This window comes from Williamsia deligens (genome assembly GCF_024171765.1).
Classification (GTDB): Bacteria; Actinomycetota; Actinomycetes; order Mycobacteriales; family Mycobacteriaceae; genus Williamsia_A; species Williamsia_A deligens.
In genome coordinates this window covers 1,738,168-1,757,784 of sequence record NZ_JAMTCI010000001.1, presented here as the reverse complement: position 1 = coordinate 1,757,784, position 19,617 = coordinate 1,738,168, and the positions used below count along the sequence as shown (strand labels likewise).

The 19,617-nt window shown below is 69.9% G+C and carries 11 protein-coding genes; 4 read left to right on the top strand and 7 right to left on the bottom strand.

The window, feature by feature from the left end; genetic code table 11:
- Positions 1 to 35: 35 nt before the first annotated feature.
- Positions 36 to 1,919: an ABC transporter ATP-binding protein gene (locus LX14_RS08515; RefSeq protein ID WP_253646789.1), complete on the top strand. Its 1,884-nt coding sequence runs from the start codon at positions 36 to 38 to the stop codon at positions 1,917 to 1,919.
- A gap of 18 nt (positions 1,920 to 1,937) precedes the next feature.
- Here LX14_RS08515 and LX14_RS08510 read toward each other — a convergent pair whose 3' ends face one another.
- The 3 genes from LX14_RS08510 to LX14_RS08500 all read right to left on the bottom strand — a co-directional run bounded on the left by LX14_RS08510 (position 1,938) and on the right by LX14_RS08500 (position 6,476).
- On the bottom strand, positions 1,938 to 2,714 hold the full coding sequence (locus LX14_RS08510) for a glycosyltransferase family protein (protein WP_253646788.1): 777 nt from the start codon (positions 2,712 to 2,714) through the stop codon (positions 1,938 to 1,940).
- A 1-nt stretch (position 2,715) separates the two neighbouring features.
- Positions 2,716 to 5,139 carry a glycosyltransferase gene (locus tag LX14_RS08505; protein ID WP_253646787.1) on the bottom strand — a complete coding sequence of 808 codons (2,424 nt, stop codon included), beginning with the start codon at positions 5,137 to 5,139 and terminating at the stop codon, positions 2,716 to 2,718.
- Between the two features lie 143 nt (positions 5,140 to 5,282).
- Positions 5,283 to 6,476, bottom strand: coding sequence for an acyl-CoA dehydrogenase family protein (locus LX14_RS08500; RefSeq protein ID WP_253646786.1), 1,194 nt, complete (start codon positions 6,474 to 6,476; stop codon positions 5,283 to 5,285).
- 249 nt (positions 6,477 to 6,725) lie between these two features.
- On the opposite strand from LX14_RS08500, the gene LX14_RS08495 reads away from it, so the two are divergent.
- Positions 6,726 to 8,063, top strand: a complete 1,338-nt coding sequence (locus LX14_RS08495; protein WP_253646785.1) for an aminotransferase class I/II-fold pyridoxal phosphate-dependent enzyme — start codon at positions 6,726 to 6,728, stop codon at positions 8,061 to 8,063.
- 1 nt (position 8,064) lies between these two features.
- Positions 8,065 to 8,598: a DUF2505 domain-containing protein gene (locus LX14_RS08490; RefSeq protein ID WP_253646784.1), complete on the top strand. Its 534-nt coding sequence runs from the start codon at positions 8,065 to 8,067 to the stop codon at positions 8,596 to 8,598.
- On the opposite strand, the gene LX14_RS08485 is transcribed toward LX14_RS08490, so the two are convergent.
- Positions 8,549 to 10,162, bottom strand: a complete 1,614-nt coding sequence (locus LX14_RS08485) for an NAD-dependent epimerase/dehydratase family protein (RefSeq protein WP_253646783.1) — start codon at positions 10,160 to 10,162, stop codon at positions 8,549 to 8,551. The genes LX14_RS08490 and LX14_RS08485 overlap by 50 nt on opposite strands.
- An 11-nt stretch (positions 10,163 to 10,173) precedes the next feature.
- A complete protein-coding gene (locus tag LX14_RS08480) occupies positions 10,174 to 11,775 on the bottom strand; it encodes an MFS transporter (RefSeq protein ID WP_253646782.1) in 1,602 nt (533 codons plus the stop codon).
- 258 nt (positions 11,776 to 12,033) lie between these two features.
- Here LX14_RS08480 and LX14_RS08475 point away from each other — a divergent pair, with 258 nt between their 5' ends.
- On the top strand, positions 12,034 to 12,615 hold the full coding sequence (locus tag LX14_RS08475; RefSeq protein ID WP_253646781.1) for an LGFP repeat-containing protein: 582 nt from the start codon (positions 12,034 to 12,036) through the stop codon (positions 12,613 to 12,615).
- Positions 12,616 to 12,665: 50 nt separating this feature from the next.
- Here the strand turns inward: LX14_RS08475 and LX14_RS08470 are convergent, their stop codons facing one another.
- Together LX14_RS08470 and pks13 are read right to left on the bottom strand one after the other, a co-directional pair.
- Positions 12,666 to 14,216 carry an acyl-CoA carboxylase subunit beta gene (locus tag LX14_RS08470; RefSeq protein ID WP_253647943.1) on the bottom strand — a complete coding sequence of 517 codons (1,551 nt, stop codon included), beginning with the start codon at positions 14,214 to 14,216 and terminating at the stop codon, positions 12,666 to 12,668.
- Positions 14,217 to 14,268: 52 nt separating this feature from the next.
- Positions 14,269 to 19,605: a polyketide synthase Pks13 gene (gene pks13, locus LX14_RS08465; protein ID WP_253646780.1), complete on the bottom strand. Its 5,337-nt coding sequence runs from the start codon at positions 19,603 to 19,605 to the stop codon at positions 14,269 to 14,271.
- Between the last annotated feature and the right edge of the window lie 12 nt (positions 19,606 to 19,617).

The window sequence follows — 19,617 nt, the reverse complement described above, 5'->3', positions numbered from 1 at the left end:
GCCTGTCGTACGGGGGTCTGGAACACTGTCGTTCCATGGGCGAAGGAAAGACCGGCCGGGGGGCCGTCTCAGAGTCCGACGAACCCCGCACGCGACTGCTCTGGGAGTTGATCCGACCCCGCCTGCCGCTGTTCGCGTTGGCCACCGCGGCCGGACTCGTGACGACCGCCGCGCGCCTCGGCACGCCTCTCGCGACCAAGCACATCCTCGACACGGTCAACGCCAAGGCGTCGATGGGCGGACCACTGGGCATCCTGGTCGTCCTCGTCGCCGTCGGGGCACTCGCCCAGTGGTGGCAGATGGTCACCCTCGGCAAGCTGTCCGAAGGCGTCGTCTACGACGCCCGCCGTCGCATGAACCTCCGATTCCTCTACGCCCGTCTCACCCCGCTGCAGAAGAGTCCCGTCGGCGAGCTCGTGACCCGGGTGACCTCGGATTCGCTGCTGCTGCGCGACGCGGCGTCGTCGAGCATCGTCGGCGGCGTCAACGGCGTCGTCATGATGATCGGCGCGCTGGTCATGATGGCGATCCTCGACATCACCCTCGTGGGTGTGACCATCGCCGCGATCATCGTCGTGGTCATCCTCTTCGGGCTCCTGCTGCCCGCCATCGCCCGATCCCAGGAGCAGGCACAGGCCGCCGTCGGTGAGCTCGGCGCCGAGCTCGACGGCAACCTGCGCGCCATCAAGTCGATCAAGGCGGCCACCGCGGAGGAGCGCGTCCGGTCGCGCCTGGACGAGATCGCAGAGCGCTCCCGCGACCTCAACATGCGGGCGGTGCGGCGCCAGGCGCTGGCCATCACCACCTCGTGGACAGGGGTCCAGGCCGCGGTGTTGATCATCCTGGCCGTCGGCGCCGTGCGCGTCGCCGACGGGGCGATGACGGTGTCGACCCTGGTCGCGTTCCTGCTGTACGCCTTCCAGATCGGCGACCCCATCGGTCAGTTGAGCACCAGCGTCACCGGCCTGCAGGCGGGCCTCGCGGCCGCGCGTCGCATCCGTCAGATCGACGCGATCCCGTCCGAGCCGGAACGGCCCCTGTCCCTCGGACCGGTCACACCGCCGACGAATGGTGTCGTCCACCCGATCGGCGATGGCTCGGGCATGCTCCTGCGCGGCGTCCACGCGGCCTACCCCGGCGGCGATCCGGTGCTCAACGGCATCGACCTGCGCATGCCCCATCGCGGCCACGTCGCGCTCATCGGACCGTCGGGCGCCGGCAAGACCACGCTGCTCTCGCTGCTGCTGCGCTTCCTCGAACCCGAGAGCGGCGAACTCCGCCTCGGTTCCAGCGCCTACAGCGACGTCCCCGCGTCGAACACGCGCACCCACTTCGCCTACGTCGAGCAGGAGTCCCCGCTCATCCCGGGCACGCTGCGCGAGAACCTGCAGCTGATCAACACCGAGGTCTCCGAGGCCGACATGATCCGGGTGCTGGAGCAGTTGTCGCTGGGACGCCTGGTGACCGACCTCCCCGGTGGCCTCGACGCCGAGATCTCCTCGACGTCGCTGTCGGGGGGTCAGCGTCAGCGCGTCGCCGTGGCACGTGCACTGCTGGCCAGGCGCCCTGTCCTGCTGCTCGATGAGGCGACCGCGCAGGTGGACGCGTTGACCGAGACCGCGATCCACGACGCGATCGTCGCCCACGCCCGGACCGGCCTGGTCATCACGATCGCCCACCGCCTCTCGACCGTCGTCGACGCCGACCTCATCGTCGTCCTGCAGGACGGGCATCTGATCGCCCAGGGCACACATGCGGAGCTGCTCGACTCGAGTCCGCTCTACCGGGATCTGTTGTCGGCGTTGCGCATCCCGACCGGTCCCGACGACGGGTCCGGTGCGAGTTCGATCATCGAGGCGGAGACGGTCGACGCCACTCCTCGGCTGGGTCGCCACCGACGGATGGGCGACGGGGCCTGAGGCCCGCCCGCCCATGGCTCAGCCGTGCTGGCCGGGCTCGCGCACGAGGGGGTCGACCACGCGGTGTGTGCCCAGTTCCCGTCGTTCGATGACCGGCGGGAACGCCGTCGCGCGCCAGTTCGTGCCGTAGAGGCTCTTCATCGCCCGCGTCATCACCTTCATGGCGCGTCGGACGTACCTCGAGTCCATCTCCCGGACGGTGCGCCGGCCGAGGTGGTTGATGAAGCTGGTCTCGGTGCCGTACACGCCGTAGCCGGCGTCCCGGGCCCGGAGGCAGAGGTCGAGGTTCGCGCCCCAGGCGTAGGACCCGAACGTCCGCTCGTCGAGTTCGCCGATGTCGCGCCACGCGTCGCGGCTGATGGCCATCGCCGTGCCGTCGACGATCGGGGTGACCCGGTAGACCGGTTGTGGCTCATAGTCTTCCGCGGGACCCCGGTAGTCACTGAGCACCGCGAGGTGGGCGCGGTCGTCGTAGACGGGTGCCACCACGCCGGCGTCCTCGGGGAGACCGGGGACCGTCACGCCGGTACCGAACCCGCGGGAGAGCCGCACGTCGTTGTTGAGCGTCATGGCCCAGTCGTAGCCGTCGGCGAAGCCCATCCGGATGGCGAGGTTGGACCCACCCGCCCATCCCAGGTTCCGGCCGGGGCGCACCACGGTCTCGTCGGCGGCCCTGTAGTAATCGCCCTTGTTGTCGACGATCACGTAGTCGACGTCTTCGCGCTCGAGATCCGCGATGAGGTCGTGCGTCATCTCCACCTGCCCGTACACGGGTATCCCCACGAACAGCGACATGTCAGCCCACCTCCTGCGGTGTCCGTGCCGCCGACCCGGCGACACGCCTGCGTCGTTCGATCTCGGTCAACGGGAGCACGGCGACGTCGGCGAGCCTGCCGAGCCGTGTCCCCGCGGGCGACCGGAGTGCATCGATCACCGACGTCGGATGACAGGTGGTGAGCCACAGCCCGGCGTACACCCGTGCCCTGGCGGGGATCCGACCGTCCATCGCGACGCCCCACAGCATCCGTGTGTGGTCGAGCCAGTCGCGGTCGGCCCGACGGTTCGCCGCACTGAGGGTGTCCCCGTCGTGGTGACGCACGGACAGTTCCTCGTCGACGAAGACGACGCGGCCGCCCGCGATCAGGTGGACCCACAGGTCGATGTCGAAGGTCTGTGCCAGGTCGTCGCGGAACCCCCCGGCGTCCAGTGCGCGGTGGCGTCGGAACATGACGTTGCTCGGCTCACCGAAGAAGTTGCGCCACAGACCCTTCCATATCACGTCGGCGATCAACGCATCGGCGTCGTTCGTCGTCTGCAGTGCGGAGAAGTTGTGGTGGACGGTCCCCGCGAACTCACGGAACTCGTCGTCGTCGGTGAGGAGTCGCCGTCGCGAGAAGGCCAGGGCGACATCGTCGTCGTCGAATGCGGCCGCCAGCGTCGTCAGGGCACCCGGCAGCAGTTCGTCGTCACCGTGGACGAACTGGACGAGCTCGCCGCGCGCCACCTCGACGCACCGGTTGTGGTTCTCGGCCGCACCGAGTCGCATCGGGTTCACGATCACCCGGTCACCCGGCCTGAGGAGCGTGCGGGCGACCGCGGCACCGTCGTCGGACGAGGCGTCGTCGACGACGACGATCTCGAAGTCGTCGTGGTCCTGGTCGAGGATGCTGCGCAGACACCGCTCGACGGTGTCCGCGTGGTGATACAGCGGGACACACACCGACACCCGCGGACGGGCACGGGGACCCGCCACGGTCATCGTCACCGGCGACCACACCACCAGACGGTCGTCGGGACCGGGATCGCGGCCGAACCGGTCGCGGCGGGCGACCACGACGGCGCCGGATAGCTCGTCGACATCACGGACCCATGAGGGGTGCCCGCGTTCGTCACCCTGATCGACGGGGTGGCCGACGAAGAGCGGGTCCGGGATCTCCGAGGCGTCCCGGACCCTGCCCATGTCGACGATGCGGTCCTCACCGTCGACGATGCGGGGCGCCACCGCGGCCACAACGTCCAGGGCGGTGACCCCGGCGAGCAGCTGCAGCCAGTCCGATCCGTGGGGCACCACGTTCTCGCGCACGGCGACGACGATGTCCTCGGCGCGCAGAGCGTCGACGAGGGAGGGCAGGTCGACCTCGTCCGCTCGACGGGACGACACCGTCCCGAAGGCCGAGGTGTCGGTGAGGGTGAGCAGTGCATCGGGGTCCGGCGCCTCGGGACCGACGCACAGCAGAAGGACCGACACTCCCGGCGCGGGCGAGATCCTCGGTTCGAACCATCCCGGCCTGTCGTCGAGTGCGACCACCTCGCCGTCGACGCCACGGGCGGCGAGAGCCCGTTGGACGGCGAGACGCCCGGCGGCGCGTACGTAGGACTTGACCTCGAACTCCGCCGCCGTCGAGCCGGCGGCGGTGCGCCAGTGGTAGAGCACCTTGGGGATGTGGCCGACGACAGGCCGACTCGCCGACGAGGTGAGACGCAGGATCAGCTCGTAGTCCTGCGCACCGTCGAACTGCGGGTCCGGCCCGCCGTGTCTATCCAGCAGCTCGCGCCGGATCACGCACAGATGGCTGGTGTAATTGCACGAGAGATACTGGTGCGGTGACCATCCGGGCTTGCGGTGTGGGGAGTGACGATACCGTCCGTCGTCGGTGATCTTGTCCTCGTCGGTGTAGACGATGTCGGTGTCGGGGTGGGCGAACAGATACGCCGCCACCTCGTTCAGGGCGTGCGGCGCGAGCGTGTCGTCGTGGTCGACGAAGGCGATGAACTCCCCCGTCGCCCTCTCTATCCCGGCGTTCGTGTTGCGCGAGATCCCGCCGTTCTCCTCGAGGGACACGTGCGTCAGGCGGGGGTCGTCGACGCACAGCGAGGCGAGGTGCGCTGTCACCGCGGGGTCGGTGGAGGCGTCGGCGAAGACGGCCTCGAAGTCCGAGAACGTCTGTGCTGTCAGCGATCTCATGAGATCGTCGAGGTGGCGGGGCAGTGCGTTGAACACGGGCACGACGACCGTGACCATCGGGACGGCCCCGAACCGGTTCCCGACGGCCCCCACAGGATCGACGACGGTGCCCGGCTCCACGGTCTCGATCCATCGCTCATAGGCGGCGTCATGGGGATACGGCCGGAACTGCGGGTAGCGCCGCCGTGCGGCCGCGATCGGACCGACGGCTGCCATCGCCCCGAATGCGCTGCTGTTCAGCGTGAATCGACCCATGTGCCCCCGGTGCGACTCCGTTCCCCGCGGTCTGTCGCCGGCTCTCGGCGACGCCGCGATGTTCGCGACGCTACCGAAGGATCAGGTCACCTGCCAGTCAGATGAACGAATGTCCTCTGTCCGCACCACACGTTGGGACAGGGTCAGGACAGGCGGAATTCCCCGCCCCGGTGGTGGTCGAAGAGGGACCGCTGTGTCTCCGCGATCGACGGGGGATGGAACGAGAACGCCTGCAGCACAGAGCCGAGGTAGGCGACATCGGGGTCGGTGATGAAGCTCAGTCCGCCGAGGGCCGTCATCGCGCCGGAGGCGACGCGCTGGAGTGCGGTGCGCACCGCGGTGCGGATGAACAGCAGGCGGGCCGACAGCTCCGGACCCCGATCTCCCGCGTCGTAGGCCGCGGCCACGGCGGTGAGCGCGGCCATCCCCGTCTCGAGCTCGGCCGCCAGCGGTGTGTACACGGCCGGATCGGCGCGAGGATGGTGCAGCACGCGGTCCACCAGCGTGCTCGCCGCCCCGATGTAGCCGGCGGTCGCGAGCAGACCGAACCACAGGAACCCGGTCATCTCGTGCACACCGTCGGGGTCCTGCATGGTGCCGATCATCATCAGCGCCGCCGGCACCCGGACGCCGTCGAGGACGACCTCCTCGCTCTCGGCACCCGCGAGGACGGGTGAGGTCCAGAACGGTCGGACGGATATGCCTGGCATCTGCGCGGGGATCAGGCCCACGGCCTTGCGTCCCCTCCCGCCCTCGGTCTCCTTCGCGTCGAGACTCGCGGCGAGGAACGTCATGGAATGCGCCATGCTGCACGGCTTCTTGCTACCGGTGACGACGTAGTCGCCCGTCTCGTCGTCGTACACGGCGGACACGGTCGGGACCAGGGTGCTGCCGCCGACGCGACCCTCGGCGAAGGCGGACGCGATGAGCGAGTCCTGCTCGACGACGCTCTGCAGCAACGCCAGGTCCTCCTCGGGTCCCTCCTGTGCGATCTGCACGATTGTCGCGATCGACAGGTGGTGCATCACCGTCGCGACGGCCAGGGACGGTGACACGGCGCCCACGGCCCGCTGGACCGCGAGTGCCTCCACCGCACCGACACCGGCGCCGCTGATCTCCTCAGGCACGATCAGTCGGCACCCGCCCGCCGCCCGGAACTGCGCGAGGCCGTCGTTCCCGCGCGCCTCCCGTTCGGCGAGCGTCGTCGACGCGGCCCAGTCGGCGAGGCCGGGGAGGCGGCGTCGGAGAGCAGCCCGCGCCTCGCGGAGCAGGGGACCGCCGAGCTCGTCACCGGTGTCGGAGGCGGTGTCCCCCGGTCGCTCCGCTGTCGTCGTCATGGTCGGGACCCCCGTCGTCCGCACGCCGGCAGATCCGGCTCGCGCTGTGATGCCTAACACACCGGGCGACGCGGATGCACGTGCGGCGGAGATGCTGACAACGCACGCAGGTCGGGTTGTGACAGGAACCGAAGGTGACGTCGGCCCTTGCCTCTGACCAGCGGTTGCGTGGTGTCCTGCGAAGGTCCGCGTCGATCGGGTGGCCACGTCGCCGCCCCGATGCGGAACCGTCCATCGTGAGGAGTTCCCGTGCCGTCCCAACTGATCCTCGACCGCATCCGCCACGACAAGCGGGTGTGGGCCTATCGGGTGATGCGCGACAGCGACCAACTCCCCTTCTACCGGGTCATGAACAGCGTCAACGCGCCCACGGTGCAGGTGGAGGGCCGCGACTGCGTGATGCTCGGCTCCAACAACTATCTGGGCATGGCCGATCACCCGCTGGTGCGGGAAGGGGCGCAGCGCGCCCTGGAGCAGTACGGCAGCACCGTCACCGGGTCCCGTCTGCTGAACGGCACCATCGACCTGCACGTGCAGCTCGAGGCGGAACTCGCGGCCTGGCACGGCACGAAGAACGCGCTGACGTTCACCACCGGCTACCAGGCGAACCTCGGCGCCATCTCCGCACTGGTCGGTGTCGGGGACACCGTGATCGTCGATTCCGCGGCGCACGCGTCGATCTACGACGCCGCCCGGTTGTCCCGCGCGAAGATCCGCGCGTTCCGGCACAACAACGCCGCACAACTCGACGAGCGCCTGAGCCGCTCGGTCGGGGCGAAGCTCGTCGTCGTGGACGGTCTGTACTCCATGGAGGGCGACCTCGCCCCGCTGCACGAGATCGCCGACGTGTGCGAGAAGCACGACGCCGCACTGATGGTCGACGAGGCCCACAGCGTCGGATGCCTGGGTGAGCGCCGTACCGGCGCCGCTGAGCTGTACGGCGTGGAGAAGCGCATCGACGTCCGGATGGGGTCGATGTCGAAGGGCCTGGGGTCCACCGGCGGCTTCGTCTGCGGCAACCGCGACATCGTTGACGCCCTCCGGGCCCACGCGCGGACGTTCCTGTTCACCACCGCCGCCGTACCAGCCTCTCTCGGCGCGGCACTGGCGTCGGTGCGGCTCCTGCAGACCGACGAGGGGCGCGAACGCGGTACGCGCACACTGCACAACGCGGCGTATCTGCGCGACGGCCTCGTGGCGGCCGGTGTACCCACGGTCGAACCGTCGGTGCTCCCGGATGGTTCCGAGGTGGTGTCGCCCATCGTCCCCGCGTTCTGTTACACCGAACTGCGCGTGTCGAACACGTGGCGGCGGTTGTTCGACGAGGGCATCTTCGCGGCCACGGCCATGTTCCCCGCCGTCCCCCAGAACCGGGCAATGCTGCGCCTCTGCGTGCAGACCGAACACACCCACGCACAGCTCGACCGTGCCATCGACGCCCTGTCGCGCCACCTGCCCTCGATCGACGAGATGGCATCCGACGACAACGATTACAGCGCGGGCGCGGTTGGATCCGCCGAGGCCGCAGGCATCGACGACGCCGTCCTCGCCGACGCTGACGCGGTCGCCGCGGGCGCGTCGGTCTGACGTGCCGACAGCGGTCGACCACGTCGAGCCCTACCCCTGCTCACTGGAGGAGTTGCTGGGCGCGCTGACCGACACCCGGTACTGGACGGACCGGGCGGCGCTGATGGCCGCCGGTGGCGGTGACGTGATCCGGTTCTCGCCGCCCCAGGACGGGGAGGGATCGTTCACCGCCGTCGTCCGGCAACGCATCGACAGCCGGTCGATCCCACGGGCGCTGACACGGTTCGCCCCGTCGACGGTCACCGTGCGGTGTACCGAGACGTGGCTGCCGCGAACAGGTCCCGAGGCACACGGCAGCTTCCTCTCCGAGGCGGAGGGGTTGCCCGCCACGGTCCGCGCTCAGGTGACGCTGGTCCCGACGGGCGCGGACCGGTGCGAGATGGTGTTCACCGGGACGGTCGAGAGTTCCCTGGCCGTCGTGGGATCGATGGTGGAGAAGCTGCTGGTGACCGAGACGTCGGCCGGGTTCGCGACCGAACGCGAGTTCACGCTCGACTGGCTGACGCGGGTACGTCGCTCGCCGTCGGCGACATGACCGCCAGGATGCGGTCGGCGACCCTCGCCTGACCCACACCGCTGCTCAGATCGGCACGGGTCACCACCAGCGTCGCCGGAACGGTGGAGGACGATCGCCGCCGCCCGGTGCGGCGACGACCCATCCAGGGCAGGCGCATGCCCGCACGGGATCCCACCAGACGGTCGGTCCCGGGCACCGCAGCGAGGGTGTCGGTTCCCCGGCCTCGGCGCCGTGCGGCAGCGACCACCACCCGGGGACCGTCGACGACCTCCGCGACCACCGTGGCCAGCACGGTGCGGTGACCCCGACGGGTGCCTCGCCGTCCCGTGCTGAGCCCGCGTCCCGGCCCGTCGACGACGACCACGGCGACCCCCGCTCGCGCGAGGTGGGCGGCCAGCGGGGTCAGGTACCGGGCATGCAGGCCCCGTGGTCCGGCGATGACCACGGTCGTCCCGACAGACACCTGGGGGCGGTGGCACTCGAGGTGGATCCCACCGACGGGCGTGTCGACCCGGCGATGCGCCACCGAGGCGACGGCGTCGTCGACATCGCCGAGGAGGTGACCGATCCGGGGATCGGAGGTCGCCCAGGCGCGCAGTCGACGGGTGGCCGGTTCCAGGGCGACCTCTGCGACCCCGGGCGCGGGAACACTCTGCGCCCCGCCGAACACCGGCCGACCCCGGAGCAGGACCATCGCCGCGGCGACCTGGGTGGACCCCGCCGACGGCTCCCAGCCGGTGGTGCGGCAGAACAGGTCCGGGTCCAGGGCGGCCTCGCCGTCGGAGATCCAGTGGGACGAGAACGGCAGGATCCGCAGCAGATGACCGAGATCGGCGCCGAGGCGCAGGAGGCGGCGAGGAACCGCGAGGACGAGTTGACCCTGGATCGCGCCGAGCTCCACGGCCGTCGTGTGGTCCCGGGGGGCGATGTTGAACGGCCCCAACAGATCCCACTGCGCTGCGATGCAGAACGCAGACGCGAGGTCGTCCTGGGTCATGAACTGGTAGCGCGACACCCGTGGGTGGGAGAAGGCGATGGCGGCACCGGTAAGCATGTCGATCGCGTCGTTGGCGATGTCGGCCCCGACGACGAACGTGGGGCGCAGCAGCGAGATCGCCATCTCGCCGGGGTGCCGTCGCAGCCACCACTCGACGAAGTGCTCCACCTCCGCCTTGTCGGCGAAGTAGTAGCGACGGGGGTCGGCCGTGGGGAACTCGTCCTCGGTGACGGGGACCGGGATGTCGTGGCTGCCGTAGGCGCTCGCACTGGACGCGATCACCATGCGGCGGACCCCCGCGCGGTGCGCGCACTCGACGACGGTGCGCGACCCTCGGACGTTGACGTCGCGGGATGCCTCCTTGTCCCGCTGCTCCTCGACGACGAACGCCAGGTGGATCACCGTGTCGCAGCCCGCGAAGACCTGCTCGATCGCGGGGTCGCGGATATCCATCGCCACCATGGACAGTTTCGGGTGGACCACCCGTGGCGCCCGCCGACCCACGCCGACGACCCGGTCGACAGCGGGGTCGGCGAGGAGCATCGGCAGGATGGCCGCGGCGAAGTCGCTTGTCGCACCGGTCACGGCGACGACCGTCATCGCTCCCCCACCGGGTCCTGCTCGCGGGACTGTTCGTCGGCGATGACGTCGACCTGGTCGCCGACGATGCCCGAGGTGCGGTACCGCCGCGGGAGGGCCACCGCCACGACGACGGCGCAGACGAACACCGCGCCCGCGGCCACGTACGACGCATACGCCGACCCGGTGAGGGCGGCCTGCTTGATCTGCGCGATGAGCACCTCACGCGTCGACTCGAACATCGGAGGGATCTCGCGGTCCCGGATGCCGATGACGCTGAGCACGCTCGATCGCGCGTACTCCTTGTCCCGGGCGCTCATCAGCCCGGCGGGGATGCCGTCGACCAGGGTCCGCACGTGGCTGAGGTAGTACGAGCTCGTGATCGACCCGATGATCGCGACCCCGAGAGTGCCCCCGATCTCCCGGGTCGTGTCGTTCACCGCCGACCCGGCCCCGGCCTCGTCGGCGGGGACCGCGGACATGATCGACTCGGTCGCCGGACCCTGGATGATCGCGATGCCGACGGCGAGGAGCAGCATCGCGGGCAGGATCAGCGTCAGGTACGAGCTGTCGAGAGTGACCTGCCCGCCGACCAGCAGACCCGCCCCGATCAGCACCAGGCCCAGCACCAGCGGGGGCATGGTCCCGATGCGCTGGGCGAGCACCGTCGCCGTCGGTGCCGACACCGCCAGCGCCGCGGCGAACGGCAGCGTCGCGATGCCGAAGGCGAGCGGTGTGTACTCGCGGACGCCCTGGAAATACTGGGTGATGAGGAACAGGAACCCGAACAGGCTGAAGTAGCCGACCGCGATCGCCAGTGCCGGCAGCGCGAACGGCCGGATCCGGAACAGTCGCATGTCGAGGACCGGCGACGACGTCGTGAGCTCGCGGCGCACGAAGAGCACGAGCAACACGATCGCCGCCCCGAACCCGACGAGCGTGATCGGCGACGACCACCCGTAGTGCGGACCCTCGATGATCGCGAACACACCGACCGAGATGCCCGCGACGGACAGCACGACGCCCGGCCAGTCGAGCGGACCGACGGACGACGCCTTCGAGTCGGGGACGATCACGGTCGCGGCGATCACCGCCACGACCGCGACCGGCACGTTGAGCCAGAACACCGAGTGCCAGGAGAAGTGGGTGAGCAGCCAGCCGCCCGAGATGGGACCGATGGCCACGGCGACACCGGCGATCGAGGACCAGATGCCGATCGCGAGCGACTTCTCCTTCCGGTCCGGGAAGATCGCCGTGATGATCGCCAGCGTCGCCGGCAGCACCGCGGCCGCGAACACCCCCATCAGTGCCCGCGAGACGAGCACCCACGCCTGATCGGTCGCGACGGCGCCGATGACCGACGACAGTCCGAGTCCGGCGATGCCGCCGATCAGCATCCGTTTCCGGCCGTAGCGGTCACCGAGGTTGCCGAACGCGAGGAGGAACCCGGAGAAGGTCAACGTGTAGGCGTCGACCACCCATTGGAGTCCGGTGATGCTGGTGCGGAGTTCGAGGCCGATCTGCGGGAGCGCGACGTTGATGACCGTCATGTCGAGGACGATCAGGAGTTCGCAGAGGCAGATGACCGTGAACGCGCTGAGCTGACGGGTACGCGACATGGGTCCTTCCCCGTACTGGACGTGGCTGCGCGCAAGGTACCCATCGGCGGCTGCGGCGCGGACGCCGTTCGGCGCGCACCCGGGACAGCGGCCAGCCGCCGCGTCGGAGGGTGTGACGGGGCCCAAACCCCTCCGCCCTGTCGAGCAATCACTCGACATACCGTCACGATTCGGTGAGTGTCCGTAACAAACGTCCGGGTGGCCTCGATAGCGTTCGTACGAGCCGCTCACGGCACCGGACGAACGACAGGACCTGCGATGCGCATCAAAGAACGTCTGACAGCAGCCGCGATCGCGGCGATGGCGGTGGCCGTCGTCGGGGCCGGACAGACGGCGGTGGCCTCCGCCGACGACGTCACCATCGGCGAGTACACGGTGGGTGGCCGGATCCTGGACGCCTACAAGGCGACCGGCGGCCAGGAGAAGTGGGGGGCGCCCACCTCGAACGAGCTCCCCGCCGCGGACTTCGGTCGCTTCCAGACCTTCGAGAAGGACACCGCGTTCTACTGGAAGGCCAGTGTCTCCGGCGGCGTCGCCCATCAGATCGGTGGTGCGATCCGGGTCAAGTGGGGATCGAAGAACTTCGAGCGTGGCGCTCTGAAGTGGCCCACCACCGACGAGCTCGACGCCGCAGGCAAGGGCCGCAAGCAGTTCTTCCAGGGCGGCAACATCTACTACGGCGCCTCGACAGGGACGCACATCGTGTGGGGCGAGATCCTGAACAAGTACGCGGCGCGCGGGGGCCCTGCCAGCACGCTGGGTCTGCCGACCGGCGACGAGTACCGCGTCGGCAACCGGTTCGGCCAGAACTTCCAGGGCGGCCAGGTCTTCTGGCCCTGACCCTCCGCCGACCGTCGCGCGTCATCGCGCGACGGTCGGTGTGAGGCGTGTCAGATGGGCATCAGAAGGGTCTTGCGCGGCGTGCGGAAGGTGTCCTTGTCGCGCAACTGCGCCAACGCCTTCCGTAACTGCAGGCGTGTCTGCGACGGCTCGATCACCGCGTCGACATAACCCCGCTCGGCGGCGAGGTAGGGCGTCGCCATCATCGTGTTGTAGAAGTTGATGAAGTCGGTGCGGATCTTGTCCGCCTCGTGCGGGGTGGCGTTCTCGGTCTGGCGACGGGTCAGGATCGCCGCGGCGGACTCCGCGCCCATGACCGCGATCTTCGCCGTGGGCCATGCGAAGTTGATGTCGGCGCCGAGCTGCTTGCAGCCCATCACCGCGTAGGCGCCGCCGTAGGCCTTGCGCACCACCACGGTCACCTTCGGCACGTCGGCCTCGACGTAGGCGAAGAGGAACTTGCCCGAGCGCCGGATCGTGCCCTTCGCCTCCTCCGCGACACCCGGGAGGATGCCCGGCGTGTCGACGACGAACACCAGCGGGATGTTGAAGGCGTTGCAGATACGGACGAACCGTGTCGCCTTCTCCGAGCTGTCGGTGTCGAGGACACCGGCCATGACGCTCGGTTGGTTGGCCACGACACCGACCGCCCGACCGTCGACCCGGGCGTATCCCGTGAGGATGTTGGGGGCGAAGATCTCCGACACCTCGTGGAAGGCGCCGTCGTCGAAGATGCGCACGAGGATGTCGCGCATGTCGTAGCCGGCGTTGTCGTTGTCGGGCAGGAAGTCGTCGAGAAGCAGATCGCTCTCGGTGATCTCGGGTTCGAGACCCGGGTTGATCACCGGCGGACGCTCGTGCGCGGTCGACGGCATGTAATCGAGGTAGTCACGCACCCAGGCGAACGCCTCCGCCTCGGTGTCGGCGACGTGGTGGATGTTGCCCCAGCGGGCCTGGTTGTGGACCCCGCCGAGGTCCTCCGCGTCGATCTCCTCGCCCGTCGTCTGCTTGATGACGTCGGGGCCGGTGACGAACATGTAGCTCGCGTCCTTCACACCGACCAGGATGTCGGTGTTGGCCGGTGTGTAGACCGCGCCGCCCGCGCACTTGCCGAGGATGACCGACACCTGCGGCGCCAGACCCGACAGCAGGTCGTTGCGGCGACCCATCTCCGCGTACCAGGCCAGTGACGTCACGGCGTCCTGGATCCGGGCGCCGGCGGAGTCGTTGATGCCCACCATGGGGCAACCGATCTTGCCCGCCCACTCCATCAGGGCCGAGACCTTGCGCCCGAACACCTCACCGACGGTGCCGCCGAAGACGGTCTGGTCGTGGCTGAAGGCCGCGACGGGCCGTCCGTTCACGAGGCCGTGCCCGGTCACGACACCGTCGCCGTACCCCGTCGCATCGCTGCCGGGCAGCTTCGCCAGCTGACCCAACTCGACGAACGTCCCGGGGTCGAACAACATCCGCAGCCGCTCACGCGGGGACGGGATGCCCTTCGCCGCGCGCTTCGCGTCGGCCTTCTCGCCACCGGGGTTGTCTGCGATCCGCAGCTTCTCGTGCAGGTCCGCCAGCTTCGCCGCGGTGGTGTCCATCAGTCGTTCACTCCTTGGGAGAGGTCGGTGCGGGTGCGCTCGACGCCCATCGACATCATGCCCGCGCGCGGGCGGTCACCCGGGCGAGACGGGCCGAGAGGTCCGACCCGATCCGCGAGACGTACGGCTCGTCGATCATGGCGATGTGGTCGCCCCCGATGTGGACGATCTCGAGGTCGTCGACGACCTCGCCCCATCGCCCGTCCTCGGGGATGTCGGCCCAGCGGGGCTCGAGCTCGATCGCGCCCTCCTGCATCTGGTCGGCGCGGTAGAGGACGACCTTGCCGTCGAACGGGCCGGGCTCGATCGTCGACAGGGCACGGTTGTCGAGGAACGACGTCCGCTGGTGCTCGATGATGCCGCCGGGGATCTTGGCGTTGCTCATCGACAGAAGTTCCATGACGATCCGGAACTGGCCCTCGTCGTCGGCGTCGACCAGGCGGTCCATCGGCACGGGGACGTCGTCGACACCGTAGGTGCGCTTGGCGAACGCCATGTACCGCTCGAGACGGTCACGCTTCTCCTCGGTGGTCTCCTGCGACGACCCGTTGGGCCGCACGGCGTCGATCAGCGCGACGAACGCGACGTCGCGCCCGGACTCCGCCAGCTTCTGCGCACAGCCGTAGGCGAGCGCGCCGCCCAACGACCACCCGGCGAGGATGTACGGCCCGTCGGGCACGACCTCCAACAGCTTGGGCAGGTACTGCTCGACGCGTTCCTCGATCGTGCCCTCGACGCGGTCGAAACCGATCACCGGCTGGTCCTCGGGGAGGCGCTTGAGCAGCGGCTCATACGCCATCGACGACCCGCCCGCGGGATGGAACAGCAGCAGAGGTGGCGTCGCAGAACCCTCGACCGTCCGCAGGTAGCGCACGAACCCGTCGACGGACCCGCCCTCGAGATGCTCGCGGACGTACGTCGCGAGGTCCTCGATGGTCTCGGAGTCGAGGACGTCCTCGATGTCGATCTCGCCGCCGGCCCGCTCCGACAGGCGCTCGGTGAGTTGCTCGGCGGTCTCCTCGTCGAGCACGGGCAGCTTGGTGAAGATGCCGCCCGGCGACTTCCCGGTCACCTTGCTCCACACACCGAACGTCAGTCTCTCGGCGGCGTCACGCGGTGGCACGTCGGCGCCGGCCGCGGCGGCGACAGCCGCCTGGTCGACCAGAGCGGCAGGAGCCGCAGCGGGTTCCGTCGGCGCGGCTTCGGGGCTCGGCGTCGGTTCCGGGCGCGGCGTCGGCTCCGGAGCCGGTGCCGGGGTGGCCTCTGGGGCGGACGGCGATCCACCCTCGATCGCGGCGGCCAGCGCGGCGGTGTCGAGCACCTCGCCCGGCCCCGCCTCGGCGAGTGCGGCGACCTCGTCGCGGTGCTCGACGGCGTAGGTCACGAACTTCACGACGTCGCGCAGATCGGCCTGTCGCATCGCCTGCAGCTGGAGCTGCGGGATGTCGAACTCGTACTCGACGCGGTTCTTGATCCGCACCGCCATCAGGGAGTCCAGACCGAGCTCGATCAGCGGGATCTCGCGGGGGAGGTCCTCGGGCTCGTACCCCATCGACTCGGCGACGATGAGCCCGACGCGATCGTCGACGGACTGGCCGCTGTCGGGACTCCAGCGCTGACCGATGTCGTCGACGATCTCCGGTTCGGTGACCACCCGCTCGTCGACGAAGCCCGACGCGCGGGCCGCCTCGCCCGGCGACTGCTCAGCCGGCGACTGCTCGGCGGTCGCGCCCGGCACGGCGGCCGGTTCGGCAGCGACCGGTGTAGCGCCCAGGGCGGTGCCCGTGACCACCGCGTGCAGCAGCAGTGTGAAGGCGGACCCGTCCTTGGCGTGGACCTGCAGCGAGCCGCCCCCGGGGTGGGGGGTGAAGGTGGTGGTGAGCGTGCCGGTCGACGGGAAGGGCGCAGCCTGCTCCGACGCGCCCACCGAGACCTCGGTGAGGACCTGGCCCGCCGCCGCACCGACCAGCGCACGCGGATCGGTGACGGCAGCGGCCGACACCTCCCAGGCGTGACGACCGTCCGGCAGGGCGACGTGCGCGCCCGGCACCCGGTCGGCACCGCTGCCGCCGCCGATCCGCGACCGCAGCCAGTACTCCTTGCGCTCGAAGCGGGTCCGCGGGATGTCGGCATAGGTGCCCGACCCGAAGAGGCTGGCGACGTCCACCGCGTGACCGTGGACGTACAGCTTCATCAGCGCCGTGACGACGCCGAGGCTCTCGTCCTCTTTGCGGCGCAGGGTCTCGATGAGCTCCGCGTCGTGCAGGCCGGCGTCGAAGGTGACGGCCGCGACCGAGATGAGCACGGCCGGGTTCGGCGACAGCTCCAGGAAGGTCCGGTGACCGTTCTCCACCGACTTCGCGATCGCCTGCGAGAACCACACGCTGTGGCGCAGACCCTTGGTGAAGTAGTCGATGGTGTGCACCGGCTCGGATCCGTGGCGGTAGAACGTCTCCCGGTCGACCGAGCTGTAGAAGCCGACCCTGGGGCTCAGCGGTGCGATGCCGGTGAGCTCGTAGGCGAGTTCACCGAGCAGGGGATCCATCTGCGCGGTGTGGCTGGCGCCCTTGGTCTGCAGCTTGCGGCCGAGCTTGCCCTCGGACTCCGCCCGCTCGACGATGGCGTCGACCTGTGCCTCCGGCCCACCGATCACTGTGTGGGTGGGCGCGGCGTAGACGCAGATCTCGAGGTCCGGGTAGTCCTGGAGGACGCCGGTGATGTCCTGCGCGCTGTACTCGACCAGCGCCATCAGGCGGATGTCGTCGCCCTCGAGGCTTGCCTCGCCCTCGCCCATCAGTCGCGAACGCTGGCAGATGACGCGCGTCGCGTCCTCCAGCGACAGCCCGCCGCTGATGTACGCGGCCGACGCCTCACCCATCGAATGGGGCACGAGCACACCGGGTTCGGCGCCGTGGTGACGGAGCAGTTCGGCCAGACCGACCTGGATGGTGAAGATGCCGACCTGCGCGGTCTCGATGCCGTAGGTCTGGGCGTCGTCGAGGAACATCTCGACGATCGAGTAGCCGAGCTCGTTCTGGACGAACTCGTCGACCCGGTCGACCGCGGCGGCGAACACCGGGTTCTCGCCGTAGAGCTGCTTGGCCATCTTGCGGTGCTGGCTGCCGAAACCGGAGAGCAGCCACACCGCCGACGCGGGATCAGGTGCGTCGCAGGAGAACACGAGCGGCGAGGCCTTGCCGTCGGCGACGGCGCGGACGCCCTTGATCGCCTCGTCGTGATCGTGCGCCATGACCACCGCACGGCTGCGGCCGTGGTTGCGGTGCGCCAGTGCGCGACCCACGTCGACGAGGGACGACGAGCGGCCCTCCTCGGACTCGAGCCAGTCCGCGAGATCGGCGGCGGCCTTGCGGCGCCGGGACGGCAGGAACGCCGAGATCACCAACGGGACGACCATGCCCTCGCGGGTGATGGGCGCGTAGTCGGCGAGGGGGTCGGCCTCGGTCACGGGCACCGCGTCGACCGCGGGGGTGGAGGCGGCGAACATCCCCATCGCGGCCTTCTCGGCGTCGGTGAGGAACTCGTCGTCGTCGAGGTCGTCGTCGATGTCGGCCGGACTCGTCGCCGTCGGCGCGACCGCCGCGATCGCCTCGGCCGGGGTCTGTTCGGACGGCTCGACGAGGTCCTCGGGCAGCACCTCGCGCACGACGACGTGGGCGTTGGTCCCGCCGAAGCCGTTGCCGGACACACCCGCCACCGCGTGACCGCAGTAGCGCGGCCAGTCGGCGGCCTCGGGGATGACCCGCAGACGCGTCGCCTCGAACTGGATGTAGGGGTTGGGTGCGGTGTAGTTCAACGACGGCGGCAGCTTGTCGTTCTGCAGCGCCAGCACCAGCTTGATCAGGCCCGCCGAACCGGCCGCGGCCTCGAGGTGCCCGAAGTTCGTCTTCGCCGACCCCAGCAGGGCCGGCTTGTCCGCCTCGCGGCCCCGACCCACCACGCGGCCGAGGGCGTCGGCCTCGATGGGGTCACCGAGGATGGTGCCGGTGCCGTGGGCCTCGATGTAGTCGACCGTGCGCGGGTCGATCCCGGCGTCGCGGTACGCACTGCGCAGCACCTCGACCTGCGCCTCCGGGTTCGGGGCGGGCAGACCGTTCGAGCGGCCGTCGGAGTTCACCGCGGAGCCCGCCACGATCGCGAGCATCGTGTCACCGTCGCGCCGGGCGTCGGCGACGCGCTTGAGGATGACCAGACCGCCGCCCTCGGCGCGGATCATGCCGTCGGCGTCGGCGGAGAACGCCTTGATGCGCCCGTCCTTGGCCTGCACGCCGATGCTGTCGAAGCCGAGCGTCGCCGCGGGCGACAGGAGCATGTTGACGCCGCCCGCCACGCACACGTCGGTCTCACCCGATCGCAGGCTGCGCACAGCCTGGTGTACCGCGACCAGCGACGACGAGCACGCCGTGTCCATCGCGATCGACGGGCCGCGGAAGTCGTAGTAGTAGGAGACGCGGTTGGCGACGATCGACGTCGACGTGCCGGTCAGCGCGTACGCGGCGGTGTCGCCGTTGGACTCCGGGTCCGCGACGGCCATCATCTGGTAGTCGTTCGTCGAGCTGCCGATGAACACACCGACCTGCTCACCCCGCAGGTCGCTCGGCGGGATGTGCGCGTGCTCGAGCGCCTCCCAGGTGAGCTCCAACGCGAGCCGCTGCTGCGGATCGACCATCTCGACCTCGCGCGGCGACATCTGGAAGAAGTCGGCGTCGAAACCCTTGACGTCGTCGAGGTACCCGCCGTGCAGGTTCGACTTCGCGAGGACCTCGGCGACCCGCGGCTCCGCCTTGAACTCGGTCCACCGGTCCTCGGGCAGGTCGGACACGCCCTCGCGACCGTTGATCAACAGGTCCCAGGTCGACTCCGGGGAGTACCCCGCCTTGGGGAACCGGGTCGCCACACCGACGATCGCGATGTCGTCGTCCGCGGCCCGCTCACGCAGGTAGAACTCCGCATCCGCGTCGGTGTCGAGCCCGGCGTCGGGATCGCCCTCGATGATGCGCTTCGCCAGCGACGCGATGGTCGGGTGCTGGTAGGCGACCGTGGCGGTGAGCAGCACGCCGGTCTTGTCCTCGATGTCCGCGGCCATGGCGACCGCGTCGCGGGAGGCGAGCCCGAACTCCTCCATCGGACGGTCCTCGGAGATCTGCTCCACCGGCAGTCCCGTGGCCGTCGACACCCACTGGCGCAGCCAGTCCCGCAGCTCGGCGACCGTCAGGTCACCGGCGGTCTCCCCGGCTGTGCCGTGCGAGCTGTCGGCGACGACCGTCGCCTCGTCGCCCGTCACCGGCTCGGGGCCGGACCCGTCGGGCCGTACAGCCTCCTCCGGCTCCCCCGTGCCCGTGGAATGTGCTGCGCCGGTGTTCAGTTCAGACATCTCGTCCTGTCG

Coding starts and splice junctions, on each gene's coding strand:
- LX14_RS08500 (WP_253646786.1), bottom strand. CDS start 6,476: ATGACGACGACAGCGGAGCGACCGGGGGACACCGCCTCCGACACCGGT.
- LX14_RS08505 (WP_253646787.1), bottom strand. CDS start 5,139: ATGGGTCGATTCACGCTGAACAGCAGCGCATTCGGGGCGATGGCAGCC.
- LX14_RS08475 (WP_253646781.1), top strand. CDS start 12,034: ATGCGCATCAAAGAACGTCTGACAGCAGCCGCGATCGCGGCGATGGCG.
- pks13 (WP_253646780.1), bottom strand. CDS start 19,605: ATGTCTGAACTGAACACCGGCGCAGCACATTCCACGGGCACGGGGGAG.
- LX14_RS08515 (WP_253646789.1), top strand. CDS start 36: ATGGGCGAAGGAAAGACCGGCCGGGGGGCCGTCTCAGAGTCCGACGAA.
- LX14_RS08480 (WP_253646782.1), bottom strand. CDS start 11,775: ATGTCGCGTACCCGTCAGCTCAGCGCGTTCACGGTCATCTGCCTCTGC.
- LX14_RS08510 (WP_253646788.1), bottom strand. CDS start 2,714: ATGTCGCTGTTCGTGGGGATACCCGTGTACGGGCAGGTGGAGATGACG.